The sequence below is a fragment of the Streptomyces sp. NPDC021622 genome (assembly GCF_040640795.1).
In the GTDB taxonomy this organism is placed as follows: Bacteria; Actinomycetota; Actinomycetes; order Streptomycetales; family Streptomycetaceae; genus Streptomyces.
Map to the genome: position 1 here is coordinate 76,457 of NZ_JBFACK010000028.1, position 13,113 is coordinate 89,569.

Below are 13,113 nucleotides of genomic sequence, written 5' to 3' on the forward strand. Positions count from 1 at the left end.
GTCAATCGCGGGTTCGGCCCATTAGTGTCGGGGGCATGACGACATCCCTTGCCAGCAGTGCATTCGACTCGCTCCGCCTCGACGCCGTGCCCGACCAGGAGACGCTGCGCCGGGTCTACGATCGCCCCGGCGACGCGGCCGTGCGCAAGCAGATGACCGAACTCACCCAGCAGACCCGGCAGTTGATCGGATGCTCATCGCTGGTCCTGGTCGCCAGCGCGGACGCCGAGGGCAACTGTGATGTTTCCCCGCGCGGCGGCCCCGCCGGGTTCGTGGCTGTCCTGGACGCACGGACGGTGGCGATACCGGACGCGACCGGCAACAAGCGTCTGGACACCCTGCAGAACGTCATCGCCACCGGACGGGCCGGGCTGCTCTTCGTCATCCCGGGGCGCACCACGACGCTCAGGGTGAACGGCCGGGCCTGCGTCTCCACCCGCCCGGAACTCCTTTCGCAGCTGACTGCCGTGGGCAAACCGCCGGCCAGTGCGCTGGTGGTGGGGATCGAGGAGGTCTACCCGCACTGCCCCAAGTCGCTCCTGCGCAGCGGGGCCTGGAAGCCGGAGCAATGGCTGCCGGCGGACGCCCAGCCGGCCTCGGCCGAGGTGACGCTGGCCCAGCTGCGGATGCCGGAACTGACGATCGCCGACATCGAGCAGGCGGAGGCGGACTCGCTGAAGTACCGGTACGAGTAACGGGCCGACCAGCGACTGCTGAACCACCAGCCCGCCGACCCCCGAATCGGCCTGGCCCCCGACGACTTCGCCCTGCTGAGGGAGCGGGGAAAATCAGTGGCGGGCCCGGCCGTCACCCACGAGCATGCACCCCATGAGCGACCAACCCGCACGCTGGAGCCAGGCCACCGTCTACCCCGACATGTGGGCCGACCCGGACGACGACCCCCGCGACGGCGAAGGAGTCAGTCCGGACGGCGAGCTTGCGACGCTGGAGGACTTTCTCAAGAACTACCGCATCACCCTGCGGATGAAGTGCGAGGGGCTGGACGCGGAGCAGATGGCCCGTCGGTCGGTTCCGCCGTCGACGATGTCGCTGCTCGGCCTGATCCGGCACCTCGTCGAGGTGGAGCGGGACTGGCGCAACTGGATCACCGACGGCGATCCGGTGCCGAAGCTGTACGGCAAGCGTGACGCGGACTTCGACGGGGCCGTCGCCGAGCAGGCCGAGGTCGACGCCGCGTACGCCGCTCTGGAGCGCGAGCAGGCCGCGACCGATGCCGCACTGGCCGCCCACCCGGATCTGGGCGAGCGGGTGGGCAGGGACGGGATCGCGATTCGCGAGCTGTTGGTGCACAGGATCGAGGAGTACGCGCGTCATTGCGGGCACGCCGACCTGTTGCGCGAGTGCGTCGACGGCAGGGTGGGCCAGTAGCGATTCGGCTCTGGGGGTGCTGCCCGAGCGGGCGCCCCGGCAGCCTATTGATACGGAAGCACGAGGTGGGAGGGGTCGTCCTCGCGTCGGATCTCCCTTGGGCCCCGGGCGTACTGGTAGCAGAATTCCACCGGTTCCTCGAAGGTGATCGCCATCAGCGGATCGGCGGCTCCCGGCATCGGGATCGCGGGTTCGATGACGTATCGATGGCGCGTGACCTCGTCCAGCCGCTCGACCGGCTCCGTCGTGGCGAAGGACAGTGGTCCGGGGTCGTCACTGATGGTTCCCTGCACGCTCCACCTCGTGTGCAGCTCGACGACGCCCGGCCGTGGGCACCGCCACGTCAGGCGCGTGACGCAGAGCGCGTCGGCGTTGAACCACGCGCTCCATCCCCGACCGTCGCCGAGAAAGCCCAGCTCAGAGGCCTCCATGACGCCGTACGAGAAGGGCAGGCTGCTCCAGTGGCCCAGCAGCGGGCTATCCAGGTCCATGCGTAGATCTTCGCGCAGCCGGAGCCGCCTCAGGTACCTGATTGGTACCTTGGTGCTATGCCATCGCTGAACGTGTCCTTCACGGACAAGGAGTTCGAGGGAGTCCGCGCGGCCGCGGCGGCCGCCGGCAAGAGTCTCAAGCAGTACGTGCACGACCTCGGTGTCCGGGAAGCGGAGCGCAAGCAGTTCATCGTCGGCGCCTCCGAATGGGCCGAGAAACTGCGGTCCGAGTTCGACGAGGACCGCCCCCAGGAAGTTCCGCCCTCCGAGCGCCATGAGGGGTCCACGGCCGCCTGATGGTTCTGTACATAGACGTCGCCTGGCTCTTGGACGTCCAGGAGTTCGCCGTCGCGCCCGAGGACATGACCGTGTCGGACTACTCCACGCTGGTCGCCGCGGTGGCCCGGCACAAAACGAAACTGCCGACCCTGGCATCCGCCGACCCGGACGCCGCATGGCGCGCCGCCGCGCTGCTGCACACCATCGTGCGCCTGGAGCCGCTGCCCTATCGCAACAGTCTGTACGCGGCGTTCGTCGCGGCCCAGTACATGGACCAGTCCGGCGAGGGCATCGACCCGCCCTACGGAGCGCTCTCCGACCTCGTACGCACCATCCGCGAGAGCCGCATCAGCGTCTACGCCGTCGCCGACCGGATCAGGTCCTGGAAGGTCTGACCGTGACGGGGCACAGCCGCTCCCCCGTCCGGGCGCGGCCCCTCGGCGTCAGCGGCGGGCGTTGAGCCGGGCGGCCTGGCGGGTCAGGTGGTCGCGCTCGGCGAGGTTGGGTGCCTTGTGGGCCGCCTCCGCGTACAGCCGTGCCGCCGTCGCCAGGTCGCCGTCGCGTTCATGGAGGTACGCCGCCACCGCGGTGTGGCGGGGGATGGGGTCTCCCCTGCTCGAGCGAAGCCGAGAGCTTGGGGAAGTGTCGTCCAGCTTCGCGAGCGCCGTCAGACCGGCGCGCGGGCCGTCGGCCTCACCGACGGCCACGGCGCGGTTGAGCAGGACGACCGGGCTGTCGGTCAGGCCCGCGAGCTCGTCGTACCACTCGACGATCTGCACCCAGTCGGTCTCCTCGGCGGTGGGTGCGTCGGCGTGGAGGGCGGCGATGGCGGCCTGGGCCTGGAATTCGCCCAGGCGGTCACGGGCGAGGGCCGCCTGCAGGATCTGGACGCCCTCGGCGATCGACTCGGTGTCCCAGCGGCCGCGGTCCTGCTCGGCGAGCGGCACCAGGCTGCCGTCGGGCGCGGTACGGGCGGCGCGCCGGGCGTGGTGGAGCAGCATGAGGGCGAGCAGCCCGGCCGCCTCGGGGTGGTTGAACGCGGCCGCGAGCTGCCGGGTGAGCCGGATGGCCTCGGCGGCGAGGTCGACGTCGCCTGAGTAGCCCTCATTGAAGACCAGGTACAGGACGCGCAGGACGGTGGCGACGTCGCCGGGCTGCTCGAAGCGCACGCCGGAGACGGTGCGCTTGGCCCGGCTGATGCGTTGCGCCATGGTCGCCTCGGGCACCAGGTAGGCCTGGGCGATCTGGCGGGTGGTGAGACCGCCGACGGCGCGCAGCGTGAGCGCGACCGCGGACGACGGCGTCAGCGACGGGTGGGCGCACAGGAAGTAGAGCTGGAGCGTGTCGTCGACCGCGGGCGCGGGCCCTGGCGCCGGCTCCTCCTCGACGCGATCCTCGCGCCGGCGGCGGGCGGTGTCCGCGCGGGTCGCGTCGAGGAACTTGCGCCAGGCCACGGTGACCAGCCAGCCCTTCGGGTCGCGCGGCTGGTCGGACGGCCAGCCGCGGACCGCCTCGACCAGCGCCTCCTGCACGGCGTCCTCGGCCGCCGCGAAGTCGGCTCCGCGGCGGACGAGGACGGCGAGCACGCTCGGCGTGAGGCTCCTGAGCAGGGCCTCGTTCAGCTGAGTCACCTGAGAGATCACTCCGTGATGGTGGGCTGCTCGCCGTAGAACGGGCGCAGCTCCAGCCACTCGTGGATCGGCTTGCCGCCCGCGCCGGGGGCGGCCGACAGCTCCCCGGCCAGCTCGACGGCGCGCTCGTAACTGTCGACGTCGATCACCATCCAGCCGGCGATGAGGTCCTTGGTCTCGGCGAACGGCCCGTCGGTGACGGGAGGGCGTCCCTCGCCGTCGTACCGGACGAACGTCCCCTCGGGGGCCAGCGCCTCGCTGTCGACGAACTCGCCGGACTTCTCGAGCCGGGCCGCAAAGTCGTCCATGTACTGGCAGTGGGCCGAGATCTCCTCCGGCGTCCACTGGTCCATGGGTACGTCGTTGACCGCGGCCGGGGCGCCTCGGTAGTGCTTGAGCAGCAGGTACTTGGCCATGATGCTTCTCCTTGGTGCTGATGCGACCCATTGTGGTCGCGTTCATAGCAGGGACGGAGCCAGTCACCGGATCTCGACATTGCCGTCCGAGGATTTTTTGACACTCGCCGTCCGGCGGCGGGGAGGCGCCGTACGCCTTCCGGTAGGTGCTCGGGGTCACTCCCACCTCTCGTCGGAAGATGCTCCGGAAATGCGCAGCCGTGCCCAATCCCGTCTCTGCGGCGATCCGCTCGACGGACCAGTCGGAGGCTTCGAGGAGCCGACGCGCGCCGAGGATCCTCTGCAGGACGACCCACCGCATGGGAGGCGTCCCCGTCTCGCGACTAGCGTGTGCGGCTGTGGCTGACATCTTTGAACTCATGCTGACGCTGGACCTGCGCGACGAACTGTCGGAAGAGGAGCTCGCCGAGCTCCGATGGCACCTCGGGCTGGGTCCCCGACCCGAGGTCCTCCGCATCGTGCCCAGCTTCCCGTTTGTGGTGGAGGACGATCACGGGGAACTCGTCGTCGAGGATCATCCTGAGCCTCTTCTGAGCCACCACGGCGAGGCCGCCAAGGTAGACGGTGCACTTGTCTCGGTCCTGCTGCACAAGCAGGACACCCGACGTGATGCCTGGGCCCTGACCAGCCGTCAGGAGATCCACCCCGACGCCTTCGAGGCCACCGGTGAACTCCTCACATGGCTCGCGAACAAGGCGGGCGACTTTCACCGAAACCCCGATGGCAGCATCCACCTGGGGTGGACCCGGTTCTACGAAGAACAGCAGCCCAAACCGTTGGTAGTGCGTGACGGCCTGGTCATCTGGCCGTCGTAGCCGGGTGCTCTCTGCGCATCCCGCTGCCGGGCCACTGAGAACCCATCTCTGAACTTCTGATGCCCTCGCTAGAAGGGGTTCAGGATGCGGTTCCGCGTACCGCGCTGTGGAATCGATCGACTGCGGCAGCCCAAGCACCCTCTTCAGGATTTGGCAGCACACTCAGCTCTTCGTCGTCCCCCTCGGCTCCGTGATCTGCGAGTGCTTGGGCGACCACCTCCTGTTCCGCCGCACGGTCGGCCGCGGGAAGGCCCAAGAGAAGGGCGGCCGCCTGGCGGAGCAGGCTCGAACTCATATGGGTGCGGCTCTTCTGGAGTGAGCTCCTGGTGGGCGGAACGACAGCCCCTCTACCTCAGCCCAGTTGAACGCGGCAGACGCCCGGCGGTCCCCTTGCGCCCTGGAGCCGCAGCGCCCCCGCCGGAGGCACATCGGTGACCACTACCCGGCGTGTGGCGGCACGTCGGATGACCCGGGAGGCGGAAACCGGGTCAGGGCCGGGTTTTGCTGGCTTCCCGCCGTGCTTGAGGCTGAGATTCAGCCCGAAGCTCGGCAGTCCTTCGCATCGGGAAACGGGTTGGTGATCAGGCCAGTGCCTTATTCGCACGTTCACGTATCTGGCCGAGCACTTAGTGACGACGAAGGTGGTAGTAAACGAGTAGTGATCAAATCGACGGCGGAATTGGCGCCGATCAATGGCCATACAGGGGGCCACGCCCCCAACTCTCCACGCCCGACGAAGGAGCCCCGATGCGCATGTACCGAACAGCGGCCAGCGCCGCCCTGCTAATCGCCATCACCGGGACTGGCGCCACGGCTACAGCAGCAGCAACACCCAAAGACCCCCCGGATGCGGTCTCCTATGGGGATTGCATCGATGGCGGAGGCAGCGTCAAGTTTGAGGAGGTGGCGACCAGCAATCCGGCGTACCCGATCTACACCAAGCACTGTCAGGGCGGCAAACACGACGGCAAAGACGTCTTTACAGTGACGGACATTCTCGGCACCCCTGTGAAGGAACTGTCCCCTGAGGATTTGCTGCCTGTTCCGCGGTGAGTTGGTGATGCCGTGCGCCGTTGCCGTTCGTGGTCGGACGGCGGATCGTCCTGGGACACGACGATCCACCAGACCGCCACCGCCAGCAACGGCCCACCTCGAGGCGGTCACTATCGTGGCCATCGAGCGGGAGGGCGGCAGGCCACCGTGGCATCAGGCTGCTTGGAGTGCTGGTTGCGGGCGAGGCGGAGCCGCGTTGGGCTGGGCGGACTGTCGGGTGAGCCGTCGGGTCATGAGCGTGACTGCGGCGAGGGTGAGCATCGCCTCGGAATGCTCGGGCCGGGTCTCGTAGTCACGGACATTCCGGCGCGCGTGCAACAGCCACGCCAGCGGCCTCTCCACCACCCAGCGCCTCGGCAGGATCACAAACCCCTTCGCCCCCTTGGGCCTGCTCACGGTCTTGATCGTCAGGTGGAGGAAAGACTTCGCCCAGGCGACGAGTGTGCCCGCGTAGGCCAAGTCGGCCCAGACGATGGTGACGGTCGAGCCCGTTCGGAGGTACCTGCGGGACTTCGTCGCCCGCAATCGGCCTGGCTCTGTACGCAGTTACGCGTACGCGCTGCTGCGGTGGTGGCGATGGCTGCGCGTCGTCCAGGTCGAGTGGGACAGAGCCACGTCGGCGGAGGTGCGGGATCTGGTGCTCTGGCTGAAGCAGGCGACCAAGCCACGCACCTCGCCGCGGACGACGTCAGCGGCGACCGCGGGCATGGTCAACCCGATCACCCGCAAGAGGAACCGTGGCGATCAGTACCAGCCCCGGACGATCCGGCACAGCAATGCAGTGATCCGCAGTTTCTACGAGTTCTGGATCGAGCTCGGGCACGGGCCGCTCGCCAACCCGGCGCCGCTGGACCGCAGGGGCGGCCGGCAACGCACGCACGGCTGGCTGGGCGAAGTCCAAGGACTCCAAGTCAGCCTCACAAAAGCCAAGGAGAAACTCGCTACCCTCGACCGCAGCCTGGAACGCACACGCAGCGTCGGTCAGAGCCGGCCCACCGACCTCGGTATGCCGGTGATCACAAGGCCGCAGTGACGCCGCTGTCCGGCCCCAGCGCAGCGATCATTTATGGCGGTATGCCGTATGCGGGCCGGTGCCCATGTTTCCGGAACGGTCCTCGGCCTGTTCTGCACCCTCGTTGTGCTGCGACGCTTACCTCCCGCGTCACGTCGACAGCCGAGGTGGTGGGAGATGCATCCAGATCTTGGGTCATTATGGACCGCGGCCGGAGTGGTCTCTGGGCTCCAGGTCACCGGATTTGCTCTGCGGATCAATAGAGAGATTGAGGTTAGCGGCAAGGGTGACATCACGTGGTTGCCTCCCGCAGACATCCTCAACTTGCTGTCGATCGCCGTAACGATGCTCGGGGTGTTCATTACACCTGTCCTTGACATCGGTAGCGCTGCTGTCCCCGTGAAGGCGTTTGGTTTGTCCGTCCTCTTACTCGCGGGGTATCCATTCGCGCTCGCAGGCCACTACGACATGTTCAACCCGCGAACGCATCGCTCATGGACCTATTGCCCGAGACAGGAGCGGATCGCCCTAACGGTCGTTGGTGTCTCGGCAGTCGTCTATATCGCTCTTGCGACACTCCAGTAGGGAAACCGGACAGAAAGAGGATCTGTCGCTTCACTCGACATGCTTGGGAATCAGACAACTCGCGCGAGGCGATGCAACTGCCCTCCAGAACTCACACCGCCAAGTCGTAGTCCGGATAATCGTCGGTCATGGCCTTGAACGCCACCGATGGACGGCGCAGCAGATCGGTCGCCACCTGGGCGGCGACCTGCTCGTCGGCGACCAGGTCGTGCACGGCCTCGACCTTCTCCTGGGCCGTCTCCGGGTCCGGCCCGTGGTAGCCGACCCGCTGTCGGGAGGTCTCCGGCGTCCAGCGCCGCTTGCCGGCCCTCTCGTCCAGCGGCGGATTCTTGATCGCCTCCACCGCTCCTCGTCATCAGAGATCGCGGCCAGGGTCTGGTGGATGCTGAACGCCGCTCCAGGGCATCGGTGCTGCTCAGGCCATCGGCTGGCCACCCGCCGGTAGGATTTCAGGGTGTTGTAGGGCACTGAGATGTCTTGAGATGTCTTCCAACAGCCGGTGCAGCCACGCGGACACTCCGAACAGGTCGTCGCCCAGGGACCGCCCGCCGTGATCCTGCATCGGGCACACTTCCAGGGCTCCGTCGCCGATGATGAACTGACTCTTCGAGAGCTTCTCGACCGTGTCACGCAGCCGTGCCACGATCCGCTCGTACTGCTCCACGCTGACGCTGCCGACCGTCTCCGACCTGGGCACTACAACCCACCCCCTGCCAGGCCGGAGCACGGCGCCCGCGGCCGTGAAGAGGAACACCGACCCGCCCGGTACCGGCAGAATCCGCCCGCCGCCACACCCCGGAAAGGCATGCGAACTACCGCGAACGAAGGGCCCTCTGGGCACCGAGCCCTCCACCTGGGCACCTGTACGAGGTCAGCGGAGGTTCAGAGATGGGTTCTACGAATCGCCGGATGAAGGCTCTGCGGGAAAGCAGGCTGTGGTCCGCCATCCGCTGCACGGCTGGCCTTCCCCGAGCCGCTGGTCGAGGTCAGGTTCGTCGCCCGCGGCTGAAGCGGCCTTGGCTAACCTGCACGGATGACCATCGACCTGACCCTGCTTGAGCGTGTCGCCTGTCGCGGGCAGGAGGTCACCGCGCCCCGGCTCCGGGCCCTTCTCGCGCTGCTCGCGGGCGAGTTGCGCGCGGGGTGCAGCACCGATCGGCTCGTGGCGGGGCTGTGGCCGGACGCGTTGCCGGAGCGGCCTGCCAAGGCGGTGCAGGTGCTTGTGTCCAGGGCGCGGTCGCAGCTGGGTGCCGATGTCATCGCGGGCACGCCGACCGGATACCGGCTCGCCCTCGCCGAGGAACAGGTCGACAGCTCCGCCCTGCTGCTGCACGCCGCCGCGAGCGCGGAGCGGGCAAGGGCCGGTGACCACGCGGGAGCGCTTGCCGCGGCCGAGGCCGGGCTCGCCCTGTGGGAAGGAGCCCCTGCCGGGGCGGGCGACACCGACGACCCCGTGGCCGCGTTGCGCGCCGAACGCGCACCCGTCCGCGGTGCACTCGTCCGCGCGCGGGCGCTCGCACTTGCCCGCATCGGGCGGCACGCGGAGGCGGCCGGGCCGCTGGCCGTGGCCGCGGCGGAGCATCCCCGCGACGAGGAGGTGCTCGCCGAGCTGCTGCGCGGCGAGGCGGCGACGGCGGGCCCGTCCGCCGCCCTGACACGGTACGAGGCCTACCGCCGCGAGCTGCGCGAGACGCTCGGCACGGATCCGGGCGCCGGGCTCAAGGCCGTACAGCAGGAGCTGCTGCTCGACGAGGCACCGGTCGTCAGGCACGGTGTGCCGCACGAGCCGAACCAACTCCTCGGCCGGGACGCGGACATCGCGGCGGTGCTGCGTCTGCTGCGCGCCTCACGTGCCGTCACCGTCGTCGGCCCCGGCGGCCTCGGCAAGACCCGGCTGGCGCACGCCGTCGGCCGTGCGGCCGAGCAGCGGGTGGTGCATTTCGTGCCGCTCGCCGCGGTCACCGCGGACAAGGACGTGGCCACGGAGGTGGCCTCCGCGCTCGGCGCGGGCGAGGGGCGGCACGGCGCCCTGAGCGGCCACGCCGCGGCCGACCCGGTGTCCGGCATCATCGGCGTGCTCGACTCCGGGCCGGCGCTGCTGGTTCTGGACAACTGCGAGCAGGTCGTCCGGGGCGCCGCCGACCTCGTACGAGCCCTGGTCTCGTCCTCGAAGGACCTGCGGGTCCTTGCCACCAGCCGGGCCCCGCTGAGCCTCACGTCGGAGGCGGTGTACGCGCTGCCGGAGCTCGGCCCCGACACCGCGGTCGAGCTGTTCACGCAGCGGGCGCGGGCGGCCAGGGCCGGTGTGGAGCTGCCGCCGGACGCGGTGGCCGAGCTGTGCCGCCACCTCGACGGGCTGCCGCTCGCAGTGGAGTTGGCCGCGGCGCGGGTGCGGGTGCTCTCGGTGCCGGAGATCGCCCGCCGCATCGGTGACCGGTTCGCGCTGCTGCGCGGCGGCGCACGGGACGTACCGGAACGCCATCGCACACTGCACGCGGTCGTGGAGTGGAGCTGGAACCTGCTCACGGAGGACGCCAGGGCGGCGCTGCGCACGCTGTCCGCGTTCCCCGGCGGTTTCGTGGGCGACGCGGCGGAGCAGGTCCTCGGCGATGAAGCGCTGCCGCTGCTTGAGGAGTTGGCCGATCAATCGCTGCTCACGGTCACCGACACCCCGGTGGGTGTGCGGTTCCAAATGCTGGAGTCCGTACGGGAGTTCAGCGCGGCTCGGCGTGCGGAGGCCGGTGAGGAGGACGAGGCGATCGGCCGATTCCTCGCCTGGGCACGGGACTTCGGGGTCGCGTACCACGACGTGCTCGTCGGCACAGAACATTCCGTCGCCGCCCGGGAGCGGATCAGGGCCGAGCAGGACAACCTCGTGCCGGCCCTGCGGCACGCCCTGGCCCGTTCGGACGGACCCACCACGGCAGCCGTCACCTCCGTCCTCGCCGCGCTGTGGTTCACCGACTCCAACTACCCCCGCCTCACCGCGCTCGCCGCGGACACCGGCCCGCCCCTGTCGCACTACCGCCCGGCGCCCGCGTACGTGGAAGTCGCCAGCGCCGCGGCCGTGTTGTGCGCGGCGGCCCAGTTCATGAACTACGGCCCGCATGGCGTGCGCCACCTCGTGGCCCTCCGGCGGCTGCCCCCGGCCCCACCGGACACGCCGCTGCGCGCCACCGCGGCGGTGCTGAGCGCGGTTCCGGAGATGCGGCCTCCCGATTACGCGGTACTGCTCGAACTCTGCGCCGGCGAACAGCCGTTGGTTGCCGGCATCGCCGAATGCGTGGCCAGCTACATCTGGGAGTACGAGCACGACATCGAGCGAGCGATCGCATCGGGCCGTCGGATGATCGCCGCGCTGACCCCGGTGGACAATCCGTCCTTGCAGCTCATGGGCCATTCCCGGCTGAGCGAGCTGTGCCTGCGGACGGGACAGGGCGAGGCCGCGTACCGGCATCTCAAGGCGGCGCTCGACGCGCTGCCGCGCCTCGGCCACGAGGACGACTACATCGGCATCCGCTGGGCCCTGGTCCTCGCCTGCCTGCAGCGCGGCGACCCGGACGAGGCCGAGCACTGGCTGCGGCAGGCGGAGGGTGCCAACACCCCGCAGGAGGACACCTTTTACAGCCCCGACCTCGGCGGGCACGCCGAGATCGCGCTCGCCCGCGGGCTGACGGAACTCGGCCTCGGCCTGTGGCGCAGCGCCGTGGAACGCCTGCCCGAGACCGGCTCGATGCACAGCGACGACCCCTGGCTCGACCCGTGGGCGCTGCAGATCCAGTCGGCTGCGGTGACGGCGCACGCGCACGCCGGCCGTCTCGGGCTCGTCGCGGAGCCGGTCGACCGGCTGCGGCAACGGCTGCGAACGCTGCTTGCCGGCCCGCCCCGTACGCCGATGGAGCTCCCCGTGTTCGGGACGGTGCTGCACGCGCTTGGCATGGCGGGGCTCGCGTCCACCGACGCCGGTGGCGACACCGACTCCGACTCCGACTCCGACACCGGTGCCGTACGGATGATCGCGCTGGCCGAACGGCTACGCGTACTGCGCGAGTTCCAGCCCACCATGTCGGCGGCCCGCGCCCGTCAGGCGGCCGAGCACGCCGACCGGGCGGCGTACGCCGACGCGGTGTCGGAGTACGCCGCCCTGGAGCGGGACGAACTGTGGGAGGCGGCCCGCGCGGCTACTTCGGGTCGCGGCTGAACAGCGACGTCGACCAGCGGTAGCCGAGCGCGGCAAGGCCCACGCACCAGACGACGGCCATCCACCCGTTGTTGCCGATCTCGCTGCCGAGGAGCAGTCCGCGCAGCGTCTCGATGGCCGGCGTGAACGGCTGGTACTCGGCGAACGGCCGGAACCAGCCCGGCATCGCGTCGACCGGCACGAAGGCGCTGGAGACGAGCGGCAGGATCATCAGCGGCAGCGCGTTGTTGCTGGCCGCCTCGGCGTTCGGGCTGGCCATTCCCAGCCCGACCGCGATCCAGGTGAAGGCCGTGGCGACGAGCGCGAGCAGGCCCAACGCCGCCAGCCACTCCAAGGCCGTGGCGTCGGTGGACCGGAAGCCGATGGCCACGGCGACGGCGCCGACGAGGACCACGCTGAGGATCGCCTGCAGCACGCTGCCGACGACGTGCCCGATGAGCACCGAGCCGCGGTGGATCGCCATCGTACGAAAGCGGGCGATGATGCCCTCGGTCATGTCCATGGAGACGGAGATCGCGGTCCCTGCCGGGGTGGCGCCGAGGGTCATCAGCAGGATGCCCGGGACGAGATAGGCGATGTAGGCGGAGCGGTCGGCGCCGCCGCCACCGATGCCCGCGCTCATCACGTCGCCGAAGACGTACACGAAGAGCAGCAGCAGGACGATCGGCGTCAGCAGGATGTTGAGGGTGAGGGACGGGTAGCGCCGGGCGTGCAGGAGGTTGCGCCGCAGCATCGTGGAGGAGTCGCGCGCGGCGAGGGAGAGGGAGCTCATCGGACGGCCGCGCTTTCGTTGTCGGGTCGACTGATGTCGGTGTTGCCGGTGTTGCCGGTGCTGCTGGTATTGCCGGTCAGGGCGAAGAAGACGTCGTCGAGGTCGGGGGTGTGCACGGTCAGCTCGTCGGCCTCGACGCCGGCGGCGTCCAGCCAGTCGAGTACGGCGCGCAGCTCGCGCTGACTGCCGTCGCTCGGGATCTGCAACGACAGTGCCTCGTCGTTCCGGGTGGCATCGCGCAGGGCGTCGGCGGCGCACCGGTACGCGACCGGATCGGAGAACCGCAGCCGCACGTGCCCGCCGGGGATGAGCCGCTTCAGCTCATCGGCACTGCCCTCGGCGACGATCCCGCCGTCGCTCAACACCGCGATGCAGTCGGCGAGTTCGTCGGCCTCTTCGAGGTACTGGGTGGTGAGGAAGACGGTGACGCCGTCGGAGACCAGCTCGCGGATGATGCCCCACATGTTGT

The 13,113-nt window shown here is 69.6% G+C and carries 14 protein-coding genes and 3 pseudogenes; 8 read left to right on the forward strand and 9 right to left on the reverse strand.

What is annotated here, in order from left to right; genetic code table 11:
* Nucleotides 1-35: 35 nt before the first annotated feature.
* Complete coding sequence (locus AB0G47_RS38915) at nucleotides 36-695, forward strand: MSMEG_1061 family FMN-dependent PPOX-type flavoprotein (RefSeq protein ID WP_360780185.1); 660 nt, start codon at nucleotides 36-38, stop codon at nucleotides 693-695.
* 124 nt (nucleotides 696-819) lie between these two features.
* The gene (locus tag AB0G47_RS38920) at nucleotides 820-1,389 is read left to right on the forward strand and encodes a DUF664 domain-containing protein (protein ID WP_360780187.1); all 570 of its coding nucleotides are present in this window, start codon (nucleotides 820-822) and stop codon (nucleotides 1,387-1,389) included.
* A gap of 44 nt (nucleotides 1,390-1,433) precedes the next feature.
* Here AB0G47_RS38920 and AB0G47_RS38925 read toward each other — a convergent pair whose 3' ends face one another.
* Nucleotides 1,434-1,880, reverse strand: a complete 447-nt coding sequence (locus tag AB0G47_RS38925) for a hypothetical protein (RefSeq protein WP_360780190.1) — start codon at nucleotides 1,878-1,880, stop codon at nucleotides 1,434-1,436.
* Between the two features lie 57 nt (nucleotides 1,881-1,937).
* Between AB0G47_RS38925 and AB0G47_RS38930 the strand changes: the two genes are divergently transcribed.
* Together AB0G47_RS38930 and AB0G47_RS38935 are read left to right on the forward strand one after the other, a co-directional pair.
* Nucleotides 1,938-2,177, forward strand: a complete 240-nt coding sequence (locus tag AB0G47_RS38930; RefSeq protein WP_360780193.1) for a hypothetical protein — start codon at nucleotides 1,938-1,940, stop codon at nucleotides 2,175-2,177.
* Entirely contained in the window at nucleotides 2,177-2,554 is a 378-nt protein-coding gene (locus tag AB0G47_RS38935) for a toxin Doc (protein WP_360780195.1), read from the forward strand. Before AB0G47_RS38930 ends, AB0G47_RS38935 begins: the two co-directional genes overlap by 1 nt.
* A gap of 48 nt (nucleotides 2,555-2,602) precedes the next feature.
* On the opposite strand, the gene AB0G47_RS38940 is transcribed toward AB0G47_RS38935, so the two are convergent.
* The 3 genes and pseudogenes from AB0G47_RS38940 to AB0G47_RS38950 all read right to left on the reverse strand — a co-directional run.
* Complete coding sequence (locus tag AB0G47_RS38940) at nucleotides 2,603-3,781, reverse strand: DUF6596 domain-containing protein (protein WP_360780224.1); 1,179 nt, start codon at nucleotides 3,779-3,781, stop codon at nucleotides 2,603-2,605.
* Between the two features lie 17 nt (nucleotides 3,782-3,798).
* Nucleotides 3,799-4,206, reverse strand: a complete 408-nt coding sequence (locus AB0G47_RS38945; RefSeq protein ID WP_360780198.1) for a YciI family protein — start codon at nucleotides 4,204-4,206, stop codon at nucleotides 3,799-3,801.
* 148 nt (nucleotides 4,207-4,354) lie between these two features.
* A pseudogene (locus AB0G47_RS38950) lies at nucleotides 4,355-4,663 on the reverse strand (helix-turn-helix domain-containing protein); the annotation flags it as partial.
* Between AB0G47_RS38950 and AB0G47_RS38955 the strand changes: the two are divergent.
* On the forward strand, nucleotides 4,545-5,021 hold the full coding sequence (locus tag AB0G47_RS38955) for a hypothetical protein (RefSeq protein WP_360780201.1): 477 nt from the start codon (nucleotides 4,545-4,547) through the stop codon (nucleotides 5,019-5,021). The pseudogene AB0G47_RS38950 and the gene AB0G47_RS38955 sit on opposite strands and share 119 nt — an antisense overlap.
* A 747-nt stretch (nucleotides 5,022-5,768) precedes the next feature.
* Entirely contained in the window at nucleotides 5,769-6,074 is a 306-nt protein-coding gene (locus AB0G47_RS38960; RefSeq protein WP_360780203.1) for a hypothetical protein, read from the forward strand.
* A 153-nt stretch (nucleotides 6,075-6,227) separates the two neighbouring features.
* On the opposite strand, the pseudogene AB0G47_RS38965 reads toward AB0G47_RS38960, so the two are convergent.
* Nucleotides 6,228-6,554: pseudogene (locus AB0G47_RS38965) on the reverse strand (transposase); the annotation flags it as partial.
* Between AB0G47_RS38965 and AB0G47_RS38970 the strand changes: the two are divergent.
* Nucleotides 6,547-7,107, forward strand: coding sequence for a site-specific integrase (locus AB0G47_RS38970; RefSeq protein ID WP_360780205.1), 561 nt, complete (start codon nucleotides 6,547-6,549; stop codon nucleotides 7,105-7,107). The pseudogene AB0G47_RS38965 and the gene AB0G47_RS38970 sit on opposite strands and share 8 nt — an antisense overlap.
* Before the next feature lie 655 nt (nucleotides 7,108-7,762).
* Here the strand turns inward: AB0G47_RS38970 and AB0G47_RS38975 are convergent.
* Both AB0G47_RS38975 and AB0G47_RS38980 read right to left on the reverse strand, forming a co-directional pair.
* Entirely contained in the window at nucleotides 7,763-8,014 is a 252-nt protein-coding gene (locus AB0G47_RS38975; RefSeq protein ID WP_360780208.1) for a DUF6192 family protein, read from the reverse strand.
* 72 nt (nucleotides 8,015-8,086) lie between these two features.
* On the reverse strand, nucleotides 8,087-8,335 hold the full coding sequence (locus AB0G47_RS38980) for a hypothetical protein (protein ID WP_360780211.1): 249 nt from the start codon (nucleotides 8,333-8,335) through the stop codon (nucleotides 8,087-8,089).
* A 369-nt stretch (nucleotides 8,336-8,704) separates the two neighbouring features.
* On the opposite strand from AB0G47_RS38980, the gene AB0G47_RS38985 reads away from it, so the two are divergent.
* Nucleotides 8,705-11,872, forward strand: coding sequence for a BTAD domain-containing putative transcriptional regulator (locus AB0G47_RS38985; RefSeq protein WP_360780214.1), 3,168 nt, complete (start codon nucleotides 8,705-8,707; stop codon nucleotides 11,870-11,872).
* Here the strand turns inward: AB0G47_RS38985 and AB0G47_RS38990 are convergent.
* Together AB0G47_RS38990 and AB0G47_RS38995 are read right to left on the reverse strand one after the other, a co-directional pair.
* Nucleotides 11,853-12,644, reverse strand: coding sequence for an ABC transporter permease (locus AB0G47_RS38990; protein ID WP_360780217.1), 792 nt, complete (start codon nucleotides 12,642-12,644; stop codon nucleotides 11,853-11,855). The genes AB0G47_RS38985 and AB0G47_RS38990 overlap by 20 nt on opposite strands.
* A pseudogene (locus tag AB0G47_RS38995) lies at nucleotides 12,641-13,113 on the reverse strand (ABC transporter); the annotation flags it as partial. The gene AB0G47_RS38990 and the pseudogene AB0G47_RS38995, both read right to left, overlap by 4 nt.

Excerpts from the sequence above, each read along its gene's own strand:
- AB0G47_RS38915 (WP_360780185.1), top strand. The coding sequence starts at position 36 with ATGACGACATCCCTTGCCAGCAGTGCATTCGACTCGCTCCGCCTCGAC.
- AB0G47_RS38920 (WP_360780187.1), top strand. The coding sequence starts at position 820 with ATGCACCCCATGAGCGACCAACCCGCACGCTGGAGCCAGGCCACCGTC.
- AB0G47_RS38925 (WP_360780190.1), bottom strand. The coding sequence starts at position 1,880 with ATGGACCTGGATAGCCCGCTGCTGGGCCACTGGAGCAGCCTGCCCTTC.
- AB0G47_RS38930 (WP_360780193.1), top strand. The coding sequence starts at position 1,938 with ATGCCATCGCTGAACGTGTCCTTCACGGACAAGGAGTTCGAGGGAGTC.
- AB0G47_RS38935 (WP_360780195.1), top strand. The coding sequence starts at position 2,177 with ATGGTTCTGTACATAGACGTCGCCTGGCTCTTGGACGTCCAGGAGTTC.
- AB0G47_RS38945 (WP_360780198.1), bottom strand. The coding sequence starts at position 4,206 with ATGGCCAAGTACCTGCTGCTCAAGCACTACCGAGGCGCCCCGGCCGCG.
- AB0G47_RS38960 (WP_360780203.1), top strand. The coding sequence starts at position 5,769 with ATGCGCATGTACCGAACAGCGGCCAGCGCCGCCCTGCTAATCGCCATC.
- AB0G47_RS38970 (WP_360780205.1), top strand. The coding sequence starts at position 6,547 with ATGGTGACGGTCGAGCCCGTTCGGAGGTACCTGCGGGACTTCGTCGCC.
- AB0G47_RS38985 (WP_360780214.1), top strand. The coding sequence starts at position 8,705 with ATGACCATCGACCTGACCCTGCTTGAGCGTGTCGCCTGTCGCGGGCAG.
- AB0G47_RS38990 (WP_360780217.1), bottom strand. The coding sequence starts at position 12,644 with ATGAGCTCCCTCTCCCTCGCCGCGCGCGACTCCTCCACGATGCTGCGG.